Annotated in this window: 14 protein-coding genes and 1 pseudogene; 3 read left to right on the top strand and 12 right to left on the bottom strand. The window is 70.6% G+C overall.

Features of this window, described 5'->3' with window-relative positions; genetic code table 11:
* Window positions 1–35: 35 nt before the first annotated feature.
* From OHA19_RS22220 to OHA19_RS22205, 4 genes are all read right to left on the bottom strand, one after another.
* Complete coding sequence (locus OHA19_RS22220) at window positions 36–641, bottom strand: small secreted protein (RefSeq protein ID WP_405714052.1); 606 nt, start codon at window positions 639–641, stop codon at window positions 36–38.
* A gap of 314 nt (window positions 642–955) precedes the next feature.
* A complete protein-coding gene (locus tag OHA19_RS22215) occupies window positions 956–3,415 on the bottom strand; it encodes a sodium-translocating pyrophosphatase (protein ID WP_405714054.1) in 2,460 nt (819 codons plus the stop codon).
* 329 nt (window positions 3,416–3,744) lie between these two features.
* Window positions 3,745–4,227 carry an ATP-binding protein gene (locus OHA19_RS22210; protein WP_405714056.1) on the bottom strand — a complete coding sequence of 161 codons (483 nt, stop codon included), beginning with the start codon at window positions 4,225–4,227 and terminating at the stop codon, window positions 3,745–3,747.
* Window positions 4,228–4,827: 600 nt separating this feature from the next.
* Window positions 4,828–5,181 carry an STAS domain-containing protein gene (locus OHA19_RS22205; protein ID WP_003967428.1) on the bottom strand — a complete coding sequence of 118 codons (354 nt, stop codon included), beginning with the start codon at window positions 5,179–5,181 and terminating at the stop codon, window positions 4,828–4,830.
* 78 nt (window positions 5,182–5,259) lie between these two features.
* Here OHA19_RS22205 and OHA19_RS22200 point away from each other — a divergent pair, with 78 nt between their 5' ends.
* A complete protein-coding gene (locus tag OHA19_RS22200; protein ID WP_405714058.1) occupies window positions 5,260–7,884 on the top strand; it encodes a DEAD/DEAH box helicase in 2,625 nt (874 codons plus the stop codon).
* A gap of 67 nt (window positions 7,885–7,951) precedes the next feature.
* Here OHA19_RS22200 and OHA19_RS22195 read toward each other — a convergent pair.
* The 7 genes and pseudogenes from OHA19_RS22195 to ssd all read right to left on the bottom strand — a co-directional run.
* Window positions 7,952–8,173: pseudogene (locus OHA19_RS22195) on the bottom strand (Rv3654c family TadE-like protein); the annotation flags it as partial.
* Window positions 8,174–8,418: 245 nt separating this feature from the next.
* Window positions 8,419–8,844 (bottom strand): TadE family type IV pilus minor pilin, encoded by a 426-nt coding sequence (locus tag OHA19_RS22190; RefSeq protein WP_405714060.1) that lies wholly within the window; start codon window positions 8,842–8,844, stop codon window positions 8,419–8,421.
* A complete protein-coding gene (locus tag OHA19_RS22185; RefSeq protein ID WP_405714062.1) occupies window positions 8,831–9,031 on the bottom strand; it encodes a DUF4244 domain-containing protein in 201 nt (66 codons plus the stop codon). Before OHA19_RS22185 ends, OHA19_RS22190 begins: the two co-directional genes overlap by 14 nt.
* Before the next feature lie 56 nt (window positions 9,032–9,087).
* Window positions 9,088–9,900, bottom strand: a complete 813-nt coding sequence (locus OHA19_RS22180; protein ID WP_405714064.1) for a type II secretion system F family protein — start codon at window positions 9,898–9,900, stop codon at window positions 9,088–9,090.
* Entirely contained in the window at window positions 9,897–10,760 is an 864-nt protein-coding gene (locus OHA19_RS22175; RefSeq protein WP_405714066.1) for a type II secretion system F family protein, read from the bottom strand. The genes OHA19_RS22180 and OHA19_RS22175 overlap by 4 nt, the downstream gene beginning before the upstream one ends.
* Before the next feature lie 14 nt (window positions 10,761–10,774).
* Window positions 10,775–11,923: a TadA family conjugal transfer-associated ATPase gene (locus OHA19_RS22170; protein WP_405714068.1), complete on the bottom strand. Its 1,149-nt coding sequence runs from the start codon at window positions 11,921–11,923 to the stop codon at window positions 10,775–10,777.
* A complete protein-coding gene (gene ssd / locus OHA19_RS22165; protein WP_405714070.1) occupies window positions 11,920–13,047 on the bottom strand; it encodes a septum site-determining protein Ssd in 1,128 nt (375 codons plus the stop codon). Before ssd ends, OHA19_RS22170 begins: the two co-directional genes overlap by 4 nt.
* A 501-nt stretch (window positions 13,048–13,548) precedes the next feature.
* Here ssd and OHA19_RS22160 point away from each other — a divergent pair.
* Window positions 13,549–14,385 (top strand): HAD family hydrolase, encoded by an 837-nt coding sequence (locus tag OHA19_RS22160; RefSeq protein WP_405714072.1) that lies wholly within the window; start codon window positions 13,549–13,551, stop codon window positions 14,383–14,385.
* A 597-nt stretch (window positions 14,386–14,982) separates the two neighbouring features.
* Here the strand turns inward: OHA19_RS22160 and OHA19_RS22155 are convergent.
* Window positions 14,983–15,807, bottom strand: coding sequence for an oxidoreductase (locus tag OHA19_RS22155; protein ID WP_405714074.1), 825 nt, complete (start codon window positions 15,805–15,807; stop codon window positions 14,983–14,985).
* Between the two features lie 102 nt (window positions 15,808–15,909).
* Here OHA19_RS22155 and OHA19_RS22150 point away from each other — a divergent pair, with 102 nt between their 5' ends.
* Window positions 15,910–16,905, top strand: a complete 996-nt coding sequence (locus OHA19_RS22150; protein WP_405751265.1) for an ATP-binding protein — start codon at window positions 15,910–15,912, stop codon at window positions 16,903–16,905.
* The last annotated feature ends 89 nt before the right edge of the window (window positions 16,906–16,994 follow it).

Genomic DNA, 16,994 nt, shown 5'->3' with positions numbered 1-16,994 from the left:
GGCCCGGTGTCATGGGAGCCGCTGCTGCCGCCGGTTCACGCCTTCTTGCTGGGCGAGGCGGACGGTGCCGTGGACGCCTTCGGCGGCGTCGAGGCCGTCGGCTTCTGGCAGCCCTTCTGCTTCGCCATCGCGGTGCCGACCTCGCCGGACTGAAGCTTCTTCAGCGCCTCGTCACCACTGGTGCTGATCTTGTTCAGCTCGTCCGCGATGCCCTTGAGCCCGTCGGCGAACTTCGCCTGGTCCTTCGTCTCCAGGGCGTCGACCTTCTTCTGCAGGTTCCCGTACGCCGCGGAAGAGGCTTCGAGCTCCTTCACGGCCTCCTTCTGCGTGGTCTCGCCGCCGTCGACCGGCGGCGGACCCGCGGATTCGACTGCCGTGCCCAATGCCTTGTACGCCTGCGAGATCTGCTGGAAGGCGGCCGAGTCGGTCTTCTGGACGTCGGCGGGCTTGCTGTTGTCCGCGGTCTGCTGCTGGATGGCGGCGTTGGCGTTCGCGATCTTCTGGAGCTGGGGCTGGACCTGGTCGCAGACCTTCTTGGCCCAGGCGTTCACCTTGTCGCTGTTGTCGTCGCTGCTGCAGCCCGACAGCGTAAGTACCAGTACCGCACCGCCGGACAGTGCGGCCGCAAGCTTCTTGTTCACCGGATCGGTCCCTTCCAAGGCTCTCGGCCCCGGAACTTACACGGCGAGCGCCCTCCATCCGGATGCCGGGCGTCCGATGAGTGTGCTTTTGCAGCCATTTGCACCAAGGGAATCCAGGGAGATACAACTCACCCGCGCAGCCCTCACCGTTCGGGAACACACGCGTGAGCAGGCACACGAACGGCGTACGGATCGACCGAGAACGGGCACCGGGTCCGGGATGCGAGCGGGCGGACGGCGCATCAGAATGCGCCGTCCGCCCGGTCATTGAGCCGTGGCCGGTCGAGTGTCACCACCCCGGCCCGGCCGCTGGTTCACGAAACGGCCGCCTGGCCAGGCGACTTGGCCGGCCGACTCCCGCCTCCGTCCCCGCCGCCGTCCCCGCCGCCCGGATCTTCGTCGCCCACCGCGATTCCCCGCCGCTTGGAGACGCGGACCGCGCCGACGATGACTCCGACGGCGAGCGCCGCCACCACCGCCCGCACGCCGACACTCGCGTCCTGCCCGTAGCTGAACTGCACCACCGCCGGGGCGATGAGCAGGGCGACCAGGTTCATCACCTTGAGCAGGGGGTTGATCGCCGGCCCCGCCGTGTCCTTGAACGGGTCGCCGACCGTGTCACCGATGACGGTCGCGGCATGGGCATCGCTGCCCTTGCCGCCGTAGTGACCGTCCTCGACGAGTTTCTTGGCGTTGTCCCACGCGCCACCGGAGTTGGCGAGGAAGACCGCCATCAGGGTGCCGGTCCCGATGGCACCCGCGAGATAGGAGCCGAGCGCTCCGACACCGAGCGTGAAGCCGACCGCGATGGGCGCCAGCACGGCCAGCAGGCCGGGTGTGGCGAGCTCGCGCAGGGCGTCCTTGGTGCAGATGTCGACGACGCGCCCGTACTCCGGCTTCTCGCTGTAGTCCATGATCCCGGGATGCTCGCGGAACTGCCGCCGCACCTCGTAGACCACGGCCCCGGCGGACCGCGACACCGCGTTGATCGCGAGCCCGGAGAAGAGGAAGACGACCGCTGCGCCGAGGATCAGGCCCACCAGGTTGTTGGGCTGCGAGATGTCCAGGCTGAGCGTCATCTCACTGGTCTTGGCCCCCACGTCGTCGACCGCCGTGGCGATCGCGTCGCGGTACGAGCCGAAGAGCGCCGACGCCGCCAGGACGGCCGTGGCGATGGCGATGCCCTTGGTGATGGCCTTGGTGGTGTTGCCGACGGCGTCCAGGTCGGTGAGGACCTGTGCACCGGCGCCCGTGACATCACCGGACATCTCGGCGATGCCCTGCGCGTTGTCGGAGACCGGGCCGAAGGTGTCCATGGCGACGATGACGCCGACGGTGGTGAGCAGCCCGGTCCCCGCCAGGGCCACCGCGAAGAGCGCCAGCATGATCGACGTACCGCCGAGCAGGAACGCCCCGTAGACGCCCAGGCCGATCAGCAGCGCCGTGTAGACGGCGGACTCCAGCCCGATGGAGATACCGGCGAGTACGACGGTGGCCGGACCGGTCAGCGAGGACTTGCCGATGTCCCTGACGGGGCGCCGGCCGGTCTCGGTGAAGTAGCCGGTCAGCTGCTGGATCAGGGCGGCCAGCACGATGCCGATGGCGACGGCGACCAGGGCGAAGATCCGCGGGTCGCCGCCGTGCGAGGTGATGGCGCCGTCGGTCACACCGTCCAGATCCGCGTACGAGGACGGCAGGTAGATGAAGACGCCCACGGCCACCAGCACCAGCGAGATCACCGCGGAGATGAAGAATCCGCGGTTGATCGCGGTCATTCCGCTGCGGTCGGCGCGGCGCGGGGCGACCGCGAAGATCCCGATCATCGCGGTGATCACGCCGATCGCCGGAACGATCAGCGGGAAGGCCAGTCCGGCGTCACCGAAGGCGGCCTTGCCGAGGATGAGCGCGGCGACGAGCGTCACGGCGTACGACTCGAAGAGGTCGGCCGCCATGCCCGCGCAGTCACCGACGTTGTCGCCCACGTTGTCGGCGATGGTGGCGGCGTTGCGCGGGTCGTCCTCCGGGATGCCCTGCTCGACCTTGCCGACAAGGTCGGCGCCGACATCCGCGGCCTTGGTGAAGATGCCGCCACCGACCCTCATGAACATGGCGATCAGCGCCGCCCCGAGGCCGAAGCCCTCCAGCACCTTGGGGGCGTCGGCGGCATAGACGAGCACGACACAGGACGCACCCAGCAGGCCGAGGCCCACGGTGATCATGCCGACCACGCCACCGGTACGAAAGGCGATCTTCATCGCCTTGTGCGAAACGGCGGTGAGATCCTTTTCCGGCTCTCCTTCCGCGGGAGTCGCCTCACGCGCAGCAGCGGCCACACGGACATTACTGCGTACCGCGAGCCGCATCCCGATGTATCCGGTGGTCGCCGAGAAAAGCGCACCCACCAGGAAGAACAACGAACGACCCGCGCGCTGCGACCAGTTTTCAGCCGGTAGCAGCAGAAGCAGGAAGAAGACCACGACGGCAAAGACACCGACGGTGCGCAACTGCCGGGCCAGATAGGCATTCGCGCCTTCCTGGACGGCGGCCGCGATCTCCTTCATACGTTCGGTGCCCTCGCCGGCCGCCAGCACCTGGCGCACCAGCAGTCTGGCCACTACCAGGGCGGCGACGGCAACGACCGCGACGACGATCACGATGACGCGGTTGTCATCGGTGAGAACCGCGGCCGCCAGAGAAGCGGACCGGCCAGAGGGTGCGGAAATTACGGAATCTTGCGCGGGTCCTGCGAGTGGGGTGTTGAAGAACTCCGCCATACGTCCTCCTTGACGCTCAGCGCTCAAGACGTGGACGGATTGTAAGGAGCGGGAGCTGATCAAAACAGTGCGCCGTAAATCTAATCGACCTTCACCCGTCGATCGATAAATGATCCCCCCTTGGACAGACCTGAATGCAGTAATGGGGCAGGCACATTTTCCGTAGATAATTGATCACATATAAATGAAAAAGGCCCTGCTCAGCAGGGCCTCAAAAGGCGGATCAAGAAATGGACCGGGAGGAGGTCCGACCGGTCCGGGGCGGGCGGATCAGGGCAGCATGCCGCCCACAGGACATGCGGCGCCCGTGGCGCCTCAGGGGAGCGGCGTCAAGGCAGCACGGTCACGGGCGTCTTCGGCCAGCTCATGCGGATCACTCCGCCCTTGGCTCCCGATCTGACTTCCACATCATCGACGAGGCCACTGATGACCGCGAGTCCCATCTCGTCCTCGCCGTCGGCGTCGCTCTCGTGATCCGGCTCATCCAGTCCCCCGCCGGGCGTGGCGCCGCGTGTCGCGGAGGCTCCGAGGGGTCCGCCGAGAGCGGGATCGGCCCCCGGGCCGGGCACCTCGTCCGCCACCTCGGCGGAGAAGGACTTCTCCTCCTCGATCAGGGCGACGGAGACGGGAGCGGTGATGCCATGGCTGCGGTGCAGCCCGACTGCGCGGCTGCAGGCCTCACCGACGGCGAGTCTGACCTCGTCGAGCACGGCTTCGTCGACCCCTGCCCGGCGCGCAACGGCGGCCGCCACGAGGCGGGCCGTCCTGACGTGTTCGGGCTGGGCGCTGAAGCGGAGTTCAACGGTGGCCATGCGATCCCCCTCAGACGTACGGGCGTGCATCCCAGGGGCCCGGCGCACTGCCCGGCGTCCCTGCTCTTTTCGCTTTTCTTCGCGCTTCTTCTCTTCGCGCTTCTTCTCAGAACCGGCGACCCCGCAGGGCGCCGGTCCCGCCGATCGTGAGCCGATCGCGCCGTCGACCACCGGACGCCGCCGGAAGCGACGTACAGCCGTCGGCTGCGGGACCGACCGGCACCCGTCCGGCAGCCGGACCGCTCGCAAGCGGCCGGTCACCGGACGAACGGCCTCGGCCCAGAGAGCGGCCTCGGCCCACAGCCGGTCGAACGACAGCCCACCGGCCGACCGCCAAACGGCTCACGCCGACCGGCCCGGCCATCCGAGCGCCCGGCCGATCGGAGCACCGGTAACCCGGCTCGCCGATCAGCGACCCGACCGCCCGACCTCCCGGTCGGCAACCCGACCGTGCGATCGGCGTGCCTCGCGCCAGTCGGCCGTCAGGCACGCCCGCGTCGCACCGGCCGCCTTGGCGGGCCGCCGGTACGCCGGCTGCGTACCGGACGGGTCCTGTGCCGGTCCGACCGGCGGACCGGCGGATCGGCCACGGGTCGGCCCTCAGTCGGTTGCCGCGACGGCCTCGTCGACCGTGGTGTGAATCGGGAACACCTTGGTCAGGCCAGTGATCCGGAAGATCTTGAGAATGCGCTCCTGGTTGCAGACCAGGCGCAGCGAGCCCTCATGGGCCCGGACACGCTTCAGGCCACCCACGAGCACGCCGAGGCCGGTGGAGTCGAGGAAGTCGACGCCTTCCATGTCGACAACCAGGTGGTAGCTGCCGTCATTCACCAACTCGACCAACTGCTCGCGCAGCTTGGGCGCGGTATACACATCAATCTCGCCACCGACCTCGACGACCGTACGGTCGCCACCAGGGCCGGACACATTGCGAGTCGACAAGGACAGGTCCACGGATCCTCCAGCACCTTGCTATCGAGCGGTCGCCCCTCGGTCTCCCCGGCGGAGCCAGGGAACGGATCGCCAGCCGCGATGGCATTCAATCACTTACCAGCAGCCATGCACGACGGCTTGGGGCCATTGTCCGTCACGCCAGTGACACACTCGGTCCCGATGGCCAAGAATCACCGCCCCAGTCGACCACCCGGGAACAGTGACACCAGTCACTCTCCCGCCATGGTCCTCGACCGGCTCGCCGCAGCGGCGGGCCGGTCCGCGCGCATCACTCATACGGAGCACTTGCCCCCGCGTGCGGGAACCCATGCCATCTGGCCCGATCGCATCCGGCCGGAAGTCGTCGCCGCGATCCAGCGGGCCGGAATCGAACATCCGTGGGTACACCAGGCGACCGCCGCCGAGCACGCCCTGGACGGCGAATCCGTGGTCATCGCCACCGGCACCGCGTCCGGCAAGTCGCTCGCCTACCTCGCCCCGGTCCTCAGCGCCCTGCTCGACGGCTCCGAGGCCGCGAACGGCCGCGGTGCCACCGCCCTGTATCTGGCGCCCACCAAGGCCCTGGCGGCCGATCAGAGGCGTTCCGTGAAGCAGCTCGCGGCACCGCTCGGCAACGCCGTCAGGCCCGCGGTCTACGACGGCGACACCCCGGTCGAGGAACGCGAGTGGGTGCGTCAGTACGCCAATTACGTCCTGACCAACCCCGACATGCTGCACCGGGGGATACTCCCGTCCCATCCCCGTTGGTCCTCCTTCCTGCGCGCCCTGCGCTTCGTCGTCATCGACGAGTGCCACACCTACCGCGGCGTCTTCGGCTCCCACGTCGCCCAGGTCGTACGCCGGCTCCGCCGCCTATGCGCCCGTTACGGCGCCGACCCGGTCTTCCTCCTCGCCTCCGCCACCGCGGCGGAGCCCTCCGTCGCGGCCGGCCGCCTCACCGGTCTCCCGGTCAAGGAGGTCGCCGACGACTCCTCGCCCCGCGGCGAGCTGGTCTTCGCACTGTGGGAGCCGCCCCTGACCGACCTGCACGGCGAGAAGGGCGCCCCCGTCCGTCGCACCGCCACCGCCGAAACCGCCGACCTCCTCACCGATCTCACCGTCCAGGGCGTCCGCTCGGTCGCCTTCGTACGCTCCCGGCGCGGCGCCGAGCTGATCTCCGTCATCGCGAAGGAGCGCCTCGCCGAGGTGGACCGCTCCCTGCCGGCCCGGGTCGCCGCCTACCGCGGGGGCTACCTCCCCGAGGAACGCCGCGCCCTGGAGCGCGCCCTGCACTCCGGGGAACTGCTCGGACTGGCCGCCACCACCGCCCTCGAACTCGGCATCGACGTCTCCGGCCTGGATGCCGTCGTCATCGCCGGCTATCCCGGCACCAGGGCGTCGCTGTGGCAGCAGGCGGGCCGCGCCGGACGCTCCGGCCAGGGCGCCCTGGCCGTCCTGGTGGCCCGCGACGACCCGCTGGACACCTTCCTCGTCCACCATCCCGAGGCGCTGTTCCAGCAACCCGTGGAGTCGACCGTCCTCGACCCGGACAATCCGTACGTGCTCGCCCCCCATCTGTGCGCCGCCGCCGCGGAGCTCCCCCTCACGGAGCCCGACCTGGAACTCTTCGGTCCGGCCGTGCCCGAACTGCTGCCGCAGCTGGAGGCCGCGAAGCTGCTGCGCAAGCGGCCATCGGGCTGGCACTGGACCCGCCGCGAACGCGCCGCCGATCTCACCGACATCCGTGGCGAGGGCGGCCGCCCCGTCCAGATCGTCGAGGAGGGCACCGGCCGGCTGCTGGGCACCGTCGACGAGTCGGCCGCGCACACCGCCGTCCACGAAGGCGCCGTGCACCTCCACCAGGGCCGCACCTACCTGGTCCGGAAGCTGGACCTGGAGGACTCGGTGGCCCTGGTCGAGGAGGCCGTCCCGCCGTACTCGACCACCGCCCGCGACACCACCTCCATCGCAGTCCTGGAGACCGACACCGAGATCCCATGGGGTGACGGACGGCTCTGCTACGGCTCCGTGGAGGTCACCAGCCAGGTCGTCTCCTTCCTGCGTCGCAAGCTGATCAGCGGCGAGGTCCTCGGCGAGACCAAGCTGGATCTGCCGCCCCGCACCCTGCGCACCCGCGCCGTCTGGTGGACGGTCACCGAGGACCAGCTCGACGCCGCCCGTATCAACCCGGAGATCCTGGGCGGCACCCTGCACGCCGCGGAGCACGCGTCGATCGGGATGCTGCCGCTCTTCGCCACCTGCGACCGGTGGGACATCGGCGGCGTCTCCGTGCCGTTGCACCCGGACACCCTGTTGCCCACGGTCTTCGTGTACGACGGCCACCCGGGCGGTGCCGGATTCGCCGAGCGGGCCTTCCACACCGCCCGTGCCTGGCTGACCGCGACCCGCCGGGCGATCGCGTCCTGCGAGTGCGAGGCCGGCTGCCCGTCCTGCGTCCAGTCCCCCAAGTGCGGCAACGGCAATGAACCGCTGCACAAGCGTGGCGCCGTGCGCCTCCTCACCGAACTCCTGCGATACGCGCCTCCGTCCCCCGAGGAACCGAACTCCGCGCAGTCGCCGGATCCGGAGCCGGATCGGAAACCGGATCGGAAGTCGGCTCCGAAGTCGGCTCCGATGCGGGAGGCGAAGGCAGGGGTGGAGGCGAAGGCAGAGGCCGAGGCGGGGGCAGAGGCCCAGGCGGGGGCGCAGGAGAGCCGGGAGTAGCCGCCGGGGGGCCGGCCCGGGACCTGACCTCCGGTTCGTACGGACCGAAGCCCACCCGGGCCGTCACATCGGCGATCTCCCCGTGCACGGCACATCGGACCACCACGGCCCCCTGCGCCGCGGCCACCTTCTCGGCGGTCCCGCATGCCTCCTCAGGGCCTTGCAGGGCCCGGTCGGCCGCGGCCAGGGCCGCCAGATCCGCCGCGCCGCCCGCCCGGTGCCGGACGGCCACCACCTGCCCGAGGGCCAGCACGACCGCGAACACCGCGCACAGCGTGGCCGTGGTCATCGCCACCCACACCGTGGCCAGCCCCCTGTCCCCGTCCGCCGCCCCCGCGCCCGCCTCCGCGTCTCCGCGTACCGGGCTCCGATCGCGGACATGACCGCGACCGCGACCGATTTCCCTGCCCCCGCCCCTCCTCCTGTTCCTGCTCCCGCTCCCGCCTCTGCCCCGCCCGCCTCTGCCCAGCCGCGCCGGGACGGCTGCCCGTAGCCACGCGAGCGCAGCCGCACTCCGCCTCGCTCCCGTCCGTTTCATCGCGTCACCCCCACCGTGTCCTCGGCCAGTGCAGCCGCCTCCGCGTGAAGCGTCAGGGCCAGCGGGCCCGGCCCCGGCATCGAAGCCGCCACCCGTACCCGCCACAGCTCCCCGGCCCGTTCCATCGCGACCTCGGCTCCGCCGGGTGCCGCCGAACGGGTCACCTCCAGCACCTGTGCCTCCGGCTCGGAACGGGCGGCCGCCCTCGCCCCGGCCCTCGCCGCGTCCACGCACCGGATCTGGGCGGAGGCGGCCATCAGCGCCCAGACCAGCGCCAGAGCGAACATCGCCAGCACCGGAACCGCCATGGCCGCCTCCGCGGTCACCGCGCCCCGATCCGAGGCCCGGACACCCGGCACCCCGGCCTCGGTACGGGAACGGCCTCCGGCGCACGCTCCGGAACCGCTTTCAGAACTTCGCATCGAGCGCGTCCTTCAGCAGAGACTGCAGCGCGGACATCACCGGCTGGCTGGTGACCACCTTGTAGAGCACCGCCGCGAACGCGCAGGCCGCGATCGTCCCCACCGCATATTCGGATGTCGTCATTCCGCTGTCCGACCGAACCCGGCGAGCCATGCCGCGCACCCAGTCCCTGATTCGCTGAGCCATTCCAACCCCCGTGAAATCGACAATTCTTATCGAATGGATTTTTTTACACTTTTCGGTCATGCGGTCTGAAGCAGTCCGGTTGCCAGACCGATCACGACGGGCGCCACCCCGACCGTCAGGAAAGCGGGCAGAAAGCAGAGCCCGACAGGACCGGTGATCAGCACGCCTGCCCGCTGGGCGCGCGCCACGGCCGCACTCGCACGTTCGGCCCGCATCGCCTCGGCCAGCCGTGCCACCGGCTCCGCCGCCGGAGCCCCGGTCGACCCCGCCCGCTCCAGGCAGCGGGCGAGCGCGCTCGCACCCGGCATCTCCCCGAACCGCCCCCAGGCCGCCGCAGGTTCACCGCCGAGCCGGATCTCCGCCGCCGTCCGCGCCAGACACCTGCCGACCGGCCCGCCCAGCGACTCCCCCACCGCCTCGGCCGCCTCCCGGGGCCCGGCTCCGGCGGAGACGCAGGCAGCCAACAGGTCGGCCGCCAGCGGAAGCTGGCGTGCGGCCTCCGCCATGTCCTGAAGTCCGGTCCCCGGTTCGGTTCTGCGCCGGCCCCGCTGCCACCGCCGAGCGCCGTACGCCCCCAACAGCCCCGCCGCACAACCTGGCAGGCCGCCGACCAGGATCCAGCCCACCGCCACAGCGCCCAGCGGCGCGATCCACTCCGTCACCCGGGCGCCGGGCGTCATGGGTCCGCGCCCGCCCCTGCGCTCGCGCCTCCTCTCCGGTACGCCGATCGCCAGCAGTGCCGCGCCCCGGCGCCGTACCGCCCGCCTCCGCCCGAGCCCCGCCAAGGCAAAGGCCGGACAAGCGACCGCACTCAGCACCGCGCACACCGCCGCCACCCGATGGACGGCTTCACCTGCGACCCCGCTCATCCCGCTTCCCCCGCCCGTACGATCCGGGCCGCCCAGCACAGCCCGGCCGCCTCCAGCAGTCCGCCCGTCACCAGACAGACCAGACCGGCCGGGGTGTGCAGCAGCACCCGCAGCGGATCGGCCCCGAGCGCCGCCCCCAGCCCCAGACCCAGCACCGGGAGCAGCGCCAGCACAGCCACCGTCGACCAGGCCCCCGCCAGCTGGGCCCGCAGCTCCTCCCGTCTGCGCCGCTCGGCCCGCAGCGTGCCCTCCAGGCGGTCCAGCCCCGTCGCGAGCCCGGCCCCGCCGTCGACCGCCACCCGCCAGCAGGCCGACACCCCGGCGAGCCCGCCCAGCCCCGGTTCCCGCGCCGCCTGAGCGAGCGCCCCCGGCACGTCGCCACCGAATTGCGCCGCAGCGGACACCCTGGCCTCAGCCGCCCCCATCACCCCGGTGCCGCGGAGAGCCACGAGCAACGCCTGCCCCGGTTCGTGTCCGGCCCGCAGCTCACCCACGACCGCGCCGCACAGCGCCACCATCCCGGCTTCCCGGCGCTCCCGCTCCTTGCCCAGGGCCCGCCTGCGCAGCCACCGCCGCACCAGCGGCACGGCCACCGCACCGCCCAGCAGCGGCAGCACGGACTCCCCCAGCGCGGCGACGACCAGCGCGACCGGGAGGCACAGCCACTCCCGTCGCTCCCCCGACCGCTCCAGCAGCCACGCCCCGGCCCGCTCCCAGCGCGCCCGCAGCGGCTGCCGGACCACCCCGCCGACGAACAGCAGTCGGGCCCTTCGCCGCCCATGGTCCTGCGCCGCCATCAGCCAAGCCGCCACCCCGAGGCACAGGACCACCGCACCGCTCGCGCTCACCGACAGCGACATCGGCGCATCCCCCATCACGACGCGCCGCCGATCAGCGACCGCAGCCGCTCCCAGCCCCGCTCCCGCACGAATCCATCGGCGCCCCAGCGCAGCGCGGGCACGGTCACCACCAGCCCCGCCGCGTCCCGCTCCAGAACCTGCACCTCGGCGATCCGCCGCTGCCCGGCCCGGTCCCGTACGAGATGGACCACCACCGACAGCGCGGCCGCCAACTGGCTGTGCAGCGCCGTCCGGTCCAGCCCCGCCGCCGTCCCCAGAGCCTCCAGACGGGCCGGTACGTGCTCGGCCGCATTGGCGTGAACCGTCCCCGAACCGCCCTCGTGACCGGTGTTCAGCGCGGCAAGGAGTTCGGTGACCTCCGCGCCCCGCACCTCTCCGACCACCAGCCGGTCGGGCCGCATCCGCAGCGCCTGCCTCACCAGATCCCGGAGGGTCACCCGGCCCGCCCCCTCCTGGTTGGCTGGGCGCGACTCCAAACGCACCACATGCGGATGGTCCGGTCGCAGCTCCGCCGAGTCCTCGGCGAGCACGATTCGCTCGCGCTCCCCGACCGCGCCCAGCAGACTCGACAGGAGCGTCGTCTTGCCGGCCCCCGTCCCCCCGCTGATCAGATACGAGACCCGGGCCTCCACCAGAGCCCGCAGCACCCGATCACCGCCCGGCGGCACCGTCCCCGCCGCGACCAGCTCCGCCAGCGAGAAGGCCCTGGGCCGAACCACCCGCAGTGACAGGCACGTAGAGCCGACGGACACCGGCGGCAGCACGGCATGCATACGGGTGCCGTCCGGCAGCCTCGCGTCCACCCAGGGGCGGGCGTCATCCAGCCGCCGCCCCGCCACGGCGGCCAGCCGCTGCGCCAGCCTGCGCACCGCGGCCGCGTCCGTGAAGGTCACACCGGTGAGTTCGAGACCGCCGCCCCGGTCCACCCACACCCGGTCCGGCGCGGAGACCAGCACATCCGTCACCACCGGATCCGCGAGCAGCGGCTCCAGCACCCCGGTCCCGACCAACTCGCCACGCAACTCATCGGCCGCACCGAGCACTTCGGCGTCCCCGAGCAGCCGCCCCTGGGCCCGCAGCGCAGCCGCGACCCCGGCCGGCGTGGGTGCGGTGCCGCTCTGCGCGAGCCGCTGCCGTACGGCATCGAGCAGCGTCTCCGTCATGACGCACCCCCATCGGCGCGTCCCCCCGCGCTCTCCGGGGCGAGCGCCCGCTCCCAGAACGCCGCGCAAAACCGGGCCAGCGGACCGCGCGCACTGCCGCCCGGCGGCGTTCCGCCGTCCTGGGCGGCCAGCAGCCCGGCGTCGAGCGGGAGTTCACCGGCGAGCGGCAGCCCCAGCGCCTGCGCCACCCATCGCTCGTCGAGACCCGCCGCGTAAGGCCCGCGGGACACGACTCGAAGGTCGTCCAGGATCATCCCGGCCATCGATGCCACACGCTTGGCCGCCGCGACCGCGCGAAGCTCCCCCGGAACCACCAGCAGCCCGAGGTCCAGCTGTGCGAGCGCCTCGGCCACCGATTCGTCGACCCGGCGCGGCAGATCGACGACCACCACCCCGCCGAGCCTGCGGGCGGCGGCCAGCACGGCCTGTATGGCCTGCGGCGGGATGACCACCCAGTCGTCACGGCCCCAGCTGAGGACCCGCAGCCCGTGCAGCGCCGGCAGTGACTCCTCCAGCGCGCCCCCGCCGACCCGCCCCTTGGAATGGGCGAAATCCGGCCATCTCATTCCCTCCGCCCGTTCGCCACCGAGCAGCACGTCGATGCCACCGCCGAGCGGGTCGCCGTCGATCAGCATGGTCCGCCGCCCGGCCCTGGCCGCGGTCACCGCGAGGGCACAGGCCAGTGTGGACGCGCCCGAGCCGCCCCGTCCGCCGATCACCCCCACGGTGAGCGCCGGCCTGCCCACCCCCTCCGCGGCGTTGGCGATCTGGTCGACGAGCCAGCCCTCCGAATCGGGCAGCCTCAGCACATATTCGGCCCCGATCTCCACCGCTCGACGCCAGACATCCGGGGCGTCCTGTTCCCTGCCGACGAGCATCACGCCCCGCCTGCGCACCACACCCCGGCATCGCTGGGCGGCATCGTCGCCCACGAGAACCATCGGAGCCTTCTCCCAGCTGCCCCTGTTCTCGGGTGGCGAGTGATGAACTTCCGGTTCCGCTCCGGCGGCCGCACACAGCCGCAGCAGATCGTCGAGCAGTTCCACATCATCGGTCACGATCAGCGGTCCGCCCTGCCGCCCTCCGGCGGTCGGCAGAGGATCCCGTGCGATGGACTCGGCCACGATCTCCGCCCCCCCTTCTCACTGCACGTTCATCGCGGTTCGCGGTGATCCCGGAGCGTTCCGGGATCGGCGATTCCACAACCGCGGACTTCGCGGCTGGAATCACCGTGCAGCGCTTCGGAAAATCGTGTGGATCTTGCTCGAAAACTGTGGACAACTCCACCGTTGTGAATATCTCCATCGCTCATACCGGCGACTCCCGGAGTGCAGCACTTCCGCTACGCACCGTGACGAGCCATGGTGGTGGGGGCGGAACGAGAAGCGGGCCGTCGCGGCCGAAATGGAGGCGGAATGCTCGATTCCGAACGACAGAAACGCGTCCGGACATGCGACGACCCCCGCCGGGGGGGAGAGCGGGGGTCGTCCCCACGGCCGACTCGGGGGGGGGAGGAGCCGGACCGGGTTAGCACGGTCGCGAACGATCCGTGACTTCCATGGTGTACCCGAGAGCCTTCTCAGGCAAACCCACGCGCCAGAGTTTACGCCGAATGGCGTCCCCCTATGCTCTGCCTTGTGGAAAACCGCTTCTTGCCGCGCACAGCCGCCTTCTTCGACCTGGACAAGACGGTCATTGCGAAGTCATCGACGCTGACCTTCAGCAAGTCCTTCTACCAAGGCGGACTGATCAACCGCCGCGCCGTACTGCGCACCGCGTACTCACAGTTCGTGTTCCTTGCCGGGGGTGCAGATCACGACCAGATGGAGCGGATGCGGGAATATCTCTCCGCACTCTGCAAGGGCTGGAACGTCCAGCAGGTGAAGGAAATCGTCGCCGAGACCCTGCACGAGCTGATCGACCCCATCATCTACGACGAAGCGGCGACGCTCATCGAGGAGCATCACACCGCCGGACGCGATGTGGTGATCGTCTCGACCTCGGGCGCCGAGGTCGTCGAACCGATCGGCGAGCTGCTCGGTGCCGACCGGGTCGTCGCCACCCGAATGGTCGTCGGCGACGACGGTTGCTTCACCGGAGAAGTCGAGTACTACGCCTACGGGCCGACGAAGGCCGAGGCGATCAGGGCCCTCGCGGTGTCCGAAGGGTACGACCTCTCACGCTGCTACGCCTACAGCGACTCCGCCACGGATGTACCGATGCTGGAGTCGGTCGGCCATCCGCACGCGGTCAATCCGGATCGCGCGCTGCGGCGTGAGGCGACCCTCCGAGAGTGGCCGATTCTCGTCTTCGACCAGCCGGTCCGGCTCAAGCAGCGGCTGCCCGCGTTCTCAATGCCGCCACGTCCGGCATTGGTCGCGGCGGCAGCGGTGGGCGCGGCCGCCGTCACGGCGGGACTGGTCTGGTACACCTCACGCCGCCGCGCCGCGGCCTCCGCCTGACGCACCCTGTCCGCGACGGCCCGGCACACCAACTCGACGGCCGACGCGAAATATCCAACTCGCCCGTAATTGAACCCAAAAGTAAAGAAGTGCGGCCAGCACTACCGCTCACCCCGGCTCTGGAGTACAAATGACTCAACGGCCCGCGAGACCAAGGACATCCGAGAGGATTACCTGTAACGCAGAGACGGCCCCACGGACCGAGCATGAAAACCGAGCACCCACGCGACGTCGACCCGTCGATTACGGGCCAGCCGCACCAGGGAACGGGCAAAGCATCCCGACCTGATGGGCATATATCGAGGACGCATGGTAACTGGGTAGACGTGCCAGCGGCGGTACCGAGGACGGTACCGCCGCAACCCTTTTGTCGGGCAGTGAAGTCGACGCGACAGGTCACCGCGGTGAAGACAATTCGCGAGTTACCACGATGAAGTTACTTCGGTGGATTTATCGTGATGCACACCACGAGAACGGCGCCCGACGGCCTCGCATACTCGGGCCGGAATCAGGCCACGGAACCAAGCCGTTTCCCCATCGCCCGCCCCCTTGCGTGCCTTCCACGCCTTCAGCGTTCAGCGCGACTTCCGCGTGGTTCTACGCAGCTCCGCGCTGCAGCGCCTCGCATACAGCCGTCGACTCCCTGACACCCAGCTCCACGGAGCGACCGCAGTGCGCGATCCAGGCCGCCATCCCCTCCGGCGTCCCCGACAGATAGCCCTCGAACGCCGCGACGTACGCCGCCTTCCCCTGCTCGGCATGGCCCACCTCGGCGGGACAGATCGATTTGGGGTCGAGCCCGCTCCCGATCAGCACGATCCGCTCGGCGGTCCGCGCGACGAGACCGTTGTACGAACCGAACGGGCGCAGGGCCAGCAGTTCACCGTGCACGACCGCCGCCGTCACGAGCGCGGGCGCCGAAGTGCCGGAAAGAATCAGCCCGGAGAGTCCCTCCAGTCGCCCGGCCACCTCGTCGGCATCCGGCAGTGGCGCCTCGACCAGCGGCTCGTCCACGGGCTCGCCCGCCAGCCTCGGCCGGCCGACGGCATCGTCCGGTGCCGCTCCACCGGCCGCGACCAGATGCAGTCGCGCCAGCACCCGCAGCGGTGACTGCCGCCAGATGGAGAGCAGTTGGCCCGCTTCGGCAGTCAGCCGCAGGGCCGCCCCGATCACATGCGCCTCGCCGTCACCACTGAAGTCGCTGCGCCGGCGCACCTCCTCCAGGTTCCAGTCGGCGCCCGACAGCGCAGCCGAGCCACGGGCGCCGCGCAGCGCCGCCTCCGCGGTGACCTCATTGCTGCGGCGTCGCATGACGCGGTGACCGTAGACCCGGTCGACGGCCTTGCGTACGGAGTCCACCGCGTCGGCGACCCCCGGCAGGGTGCCCAGGGCGGCGAGCGGATCAGGGGCAGGCGTACTCATAAGTAGCGAGGCTACGCGTCCCCTGTACCGATACCGCCCGGGAGTGGCCTTCTTCACGAAGTGTGACAGCAGACCGCGATCGCGCCGCTACCCTAGGTGAACATGAAGATCGCTTTCGTAGGGAAGGGCGGCAGCGGCAAGACGACGCTGTCCTCGCTCTTCATCCGCCACCTCGCCGCCAATGAAGCCCATGTCGTCGCGGTGGACGCCGACATCAACCAGCACCTCGGGGCCGCGCTCGGCCTCGACGACCAGGAGGCCGCCGCACTGCCTGCCATGGGGGCGCACCTGCCTCTGATCAAGAAGTATCTGCGCGGCAGCAATCCCCGCATCGCCTCCGTCGAGACGATGATCAAGACGACTCCACCCGGCGAGGGCTCACGGCTGCTGCGGGTCCGCGAGGACAACCCGATCTACGACGCCTGCGCGCGCACGGTCCGGCTCGACGACGGGGAGATCCGGCTGATGGCCACCGGGCCGTTCACCGAGTCGGATCTGGGCGTGGCCTGCTACCACTCCAAGGTCGGCGCGGTCGAACTCTGCCTGAACCATCTCGTCGACGGCCCCGACGACTATGTCGTCGTCGACATGACAGCAGGTTCGGACTCCTTCGCCTCCGGGATGTTCACCCGCTTCGACATGACGTTCCTGGTCGCGGAGCCGACGCGTAAGGGCGTCTCGGTCTACCGCCAGTACAAGGAGTACGCGCGGGACTTCGGGGTCGCTCTGAAGGTCATCGGCAACAAGGTGCAGGGCGAGGACGATCTGGAGTTCCTGCGCGCCGAGGTGGGCGACGACCTGCTGGTCAGCGTCGGGCACTCCGACTGGGTACGGGCGATGGAGAAGGGCCGCCCCGCTCGATTCGAGCTGCTGGAGGCGGACAACCGGATGGCTCTGCAGGCGCTGCAGAACGCCGCCGAGGACTCCTACGAACAGCGGGACTGGGGGCGCTACACGCGGCAGATGGTCCATTTCCATCTGAAGAACGCGGAGAGCTGGGGCAACGAGAAGACGGGCGCCGATCTGGCTGCCCAGGTCGACCCCGCCTTCGTGCTCGACGAGCGGTACGCACAGGACGGCGCCGCTCAGCCTGCCTGAGCCCTCGGCACCCCATCGGACGGGTTCGTCGTTCCGGCGGAAGCCGTCACACCTTCGAGCGCCGGACAGGATCGGGTCTCCGGCCCGTC

Source organism: Streptomyces sp. NBC_00012 (assembly GCF_045040875.1).
GTDB lineage: Bacteria > Actinomycetota > Actinomycetes > Streptomycetales > Streptomycetaceae > Streptomyces.
This window is presented reverse-complemented; position numbering and strand designations above follow the sequence as displayed.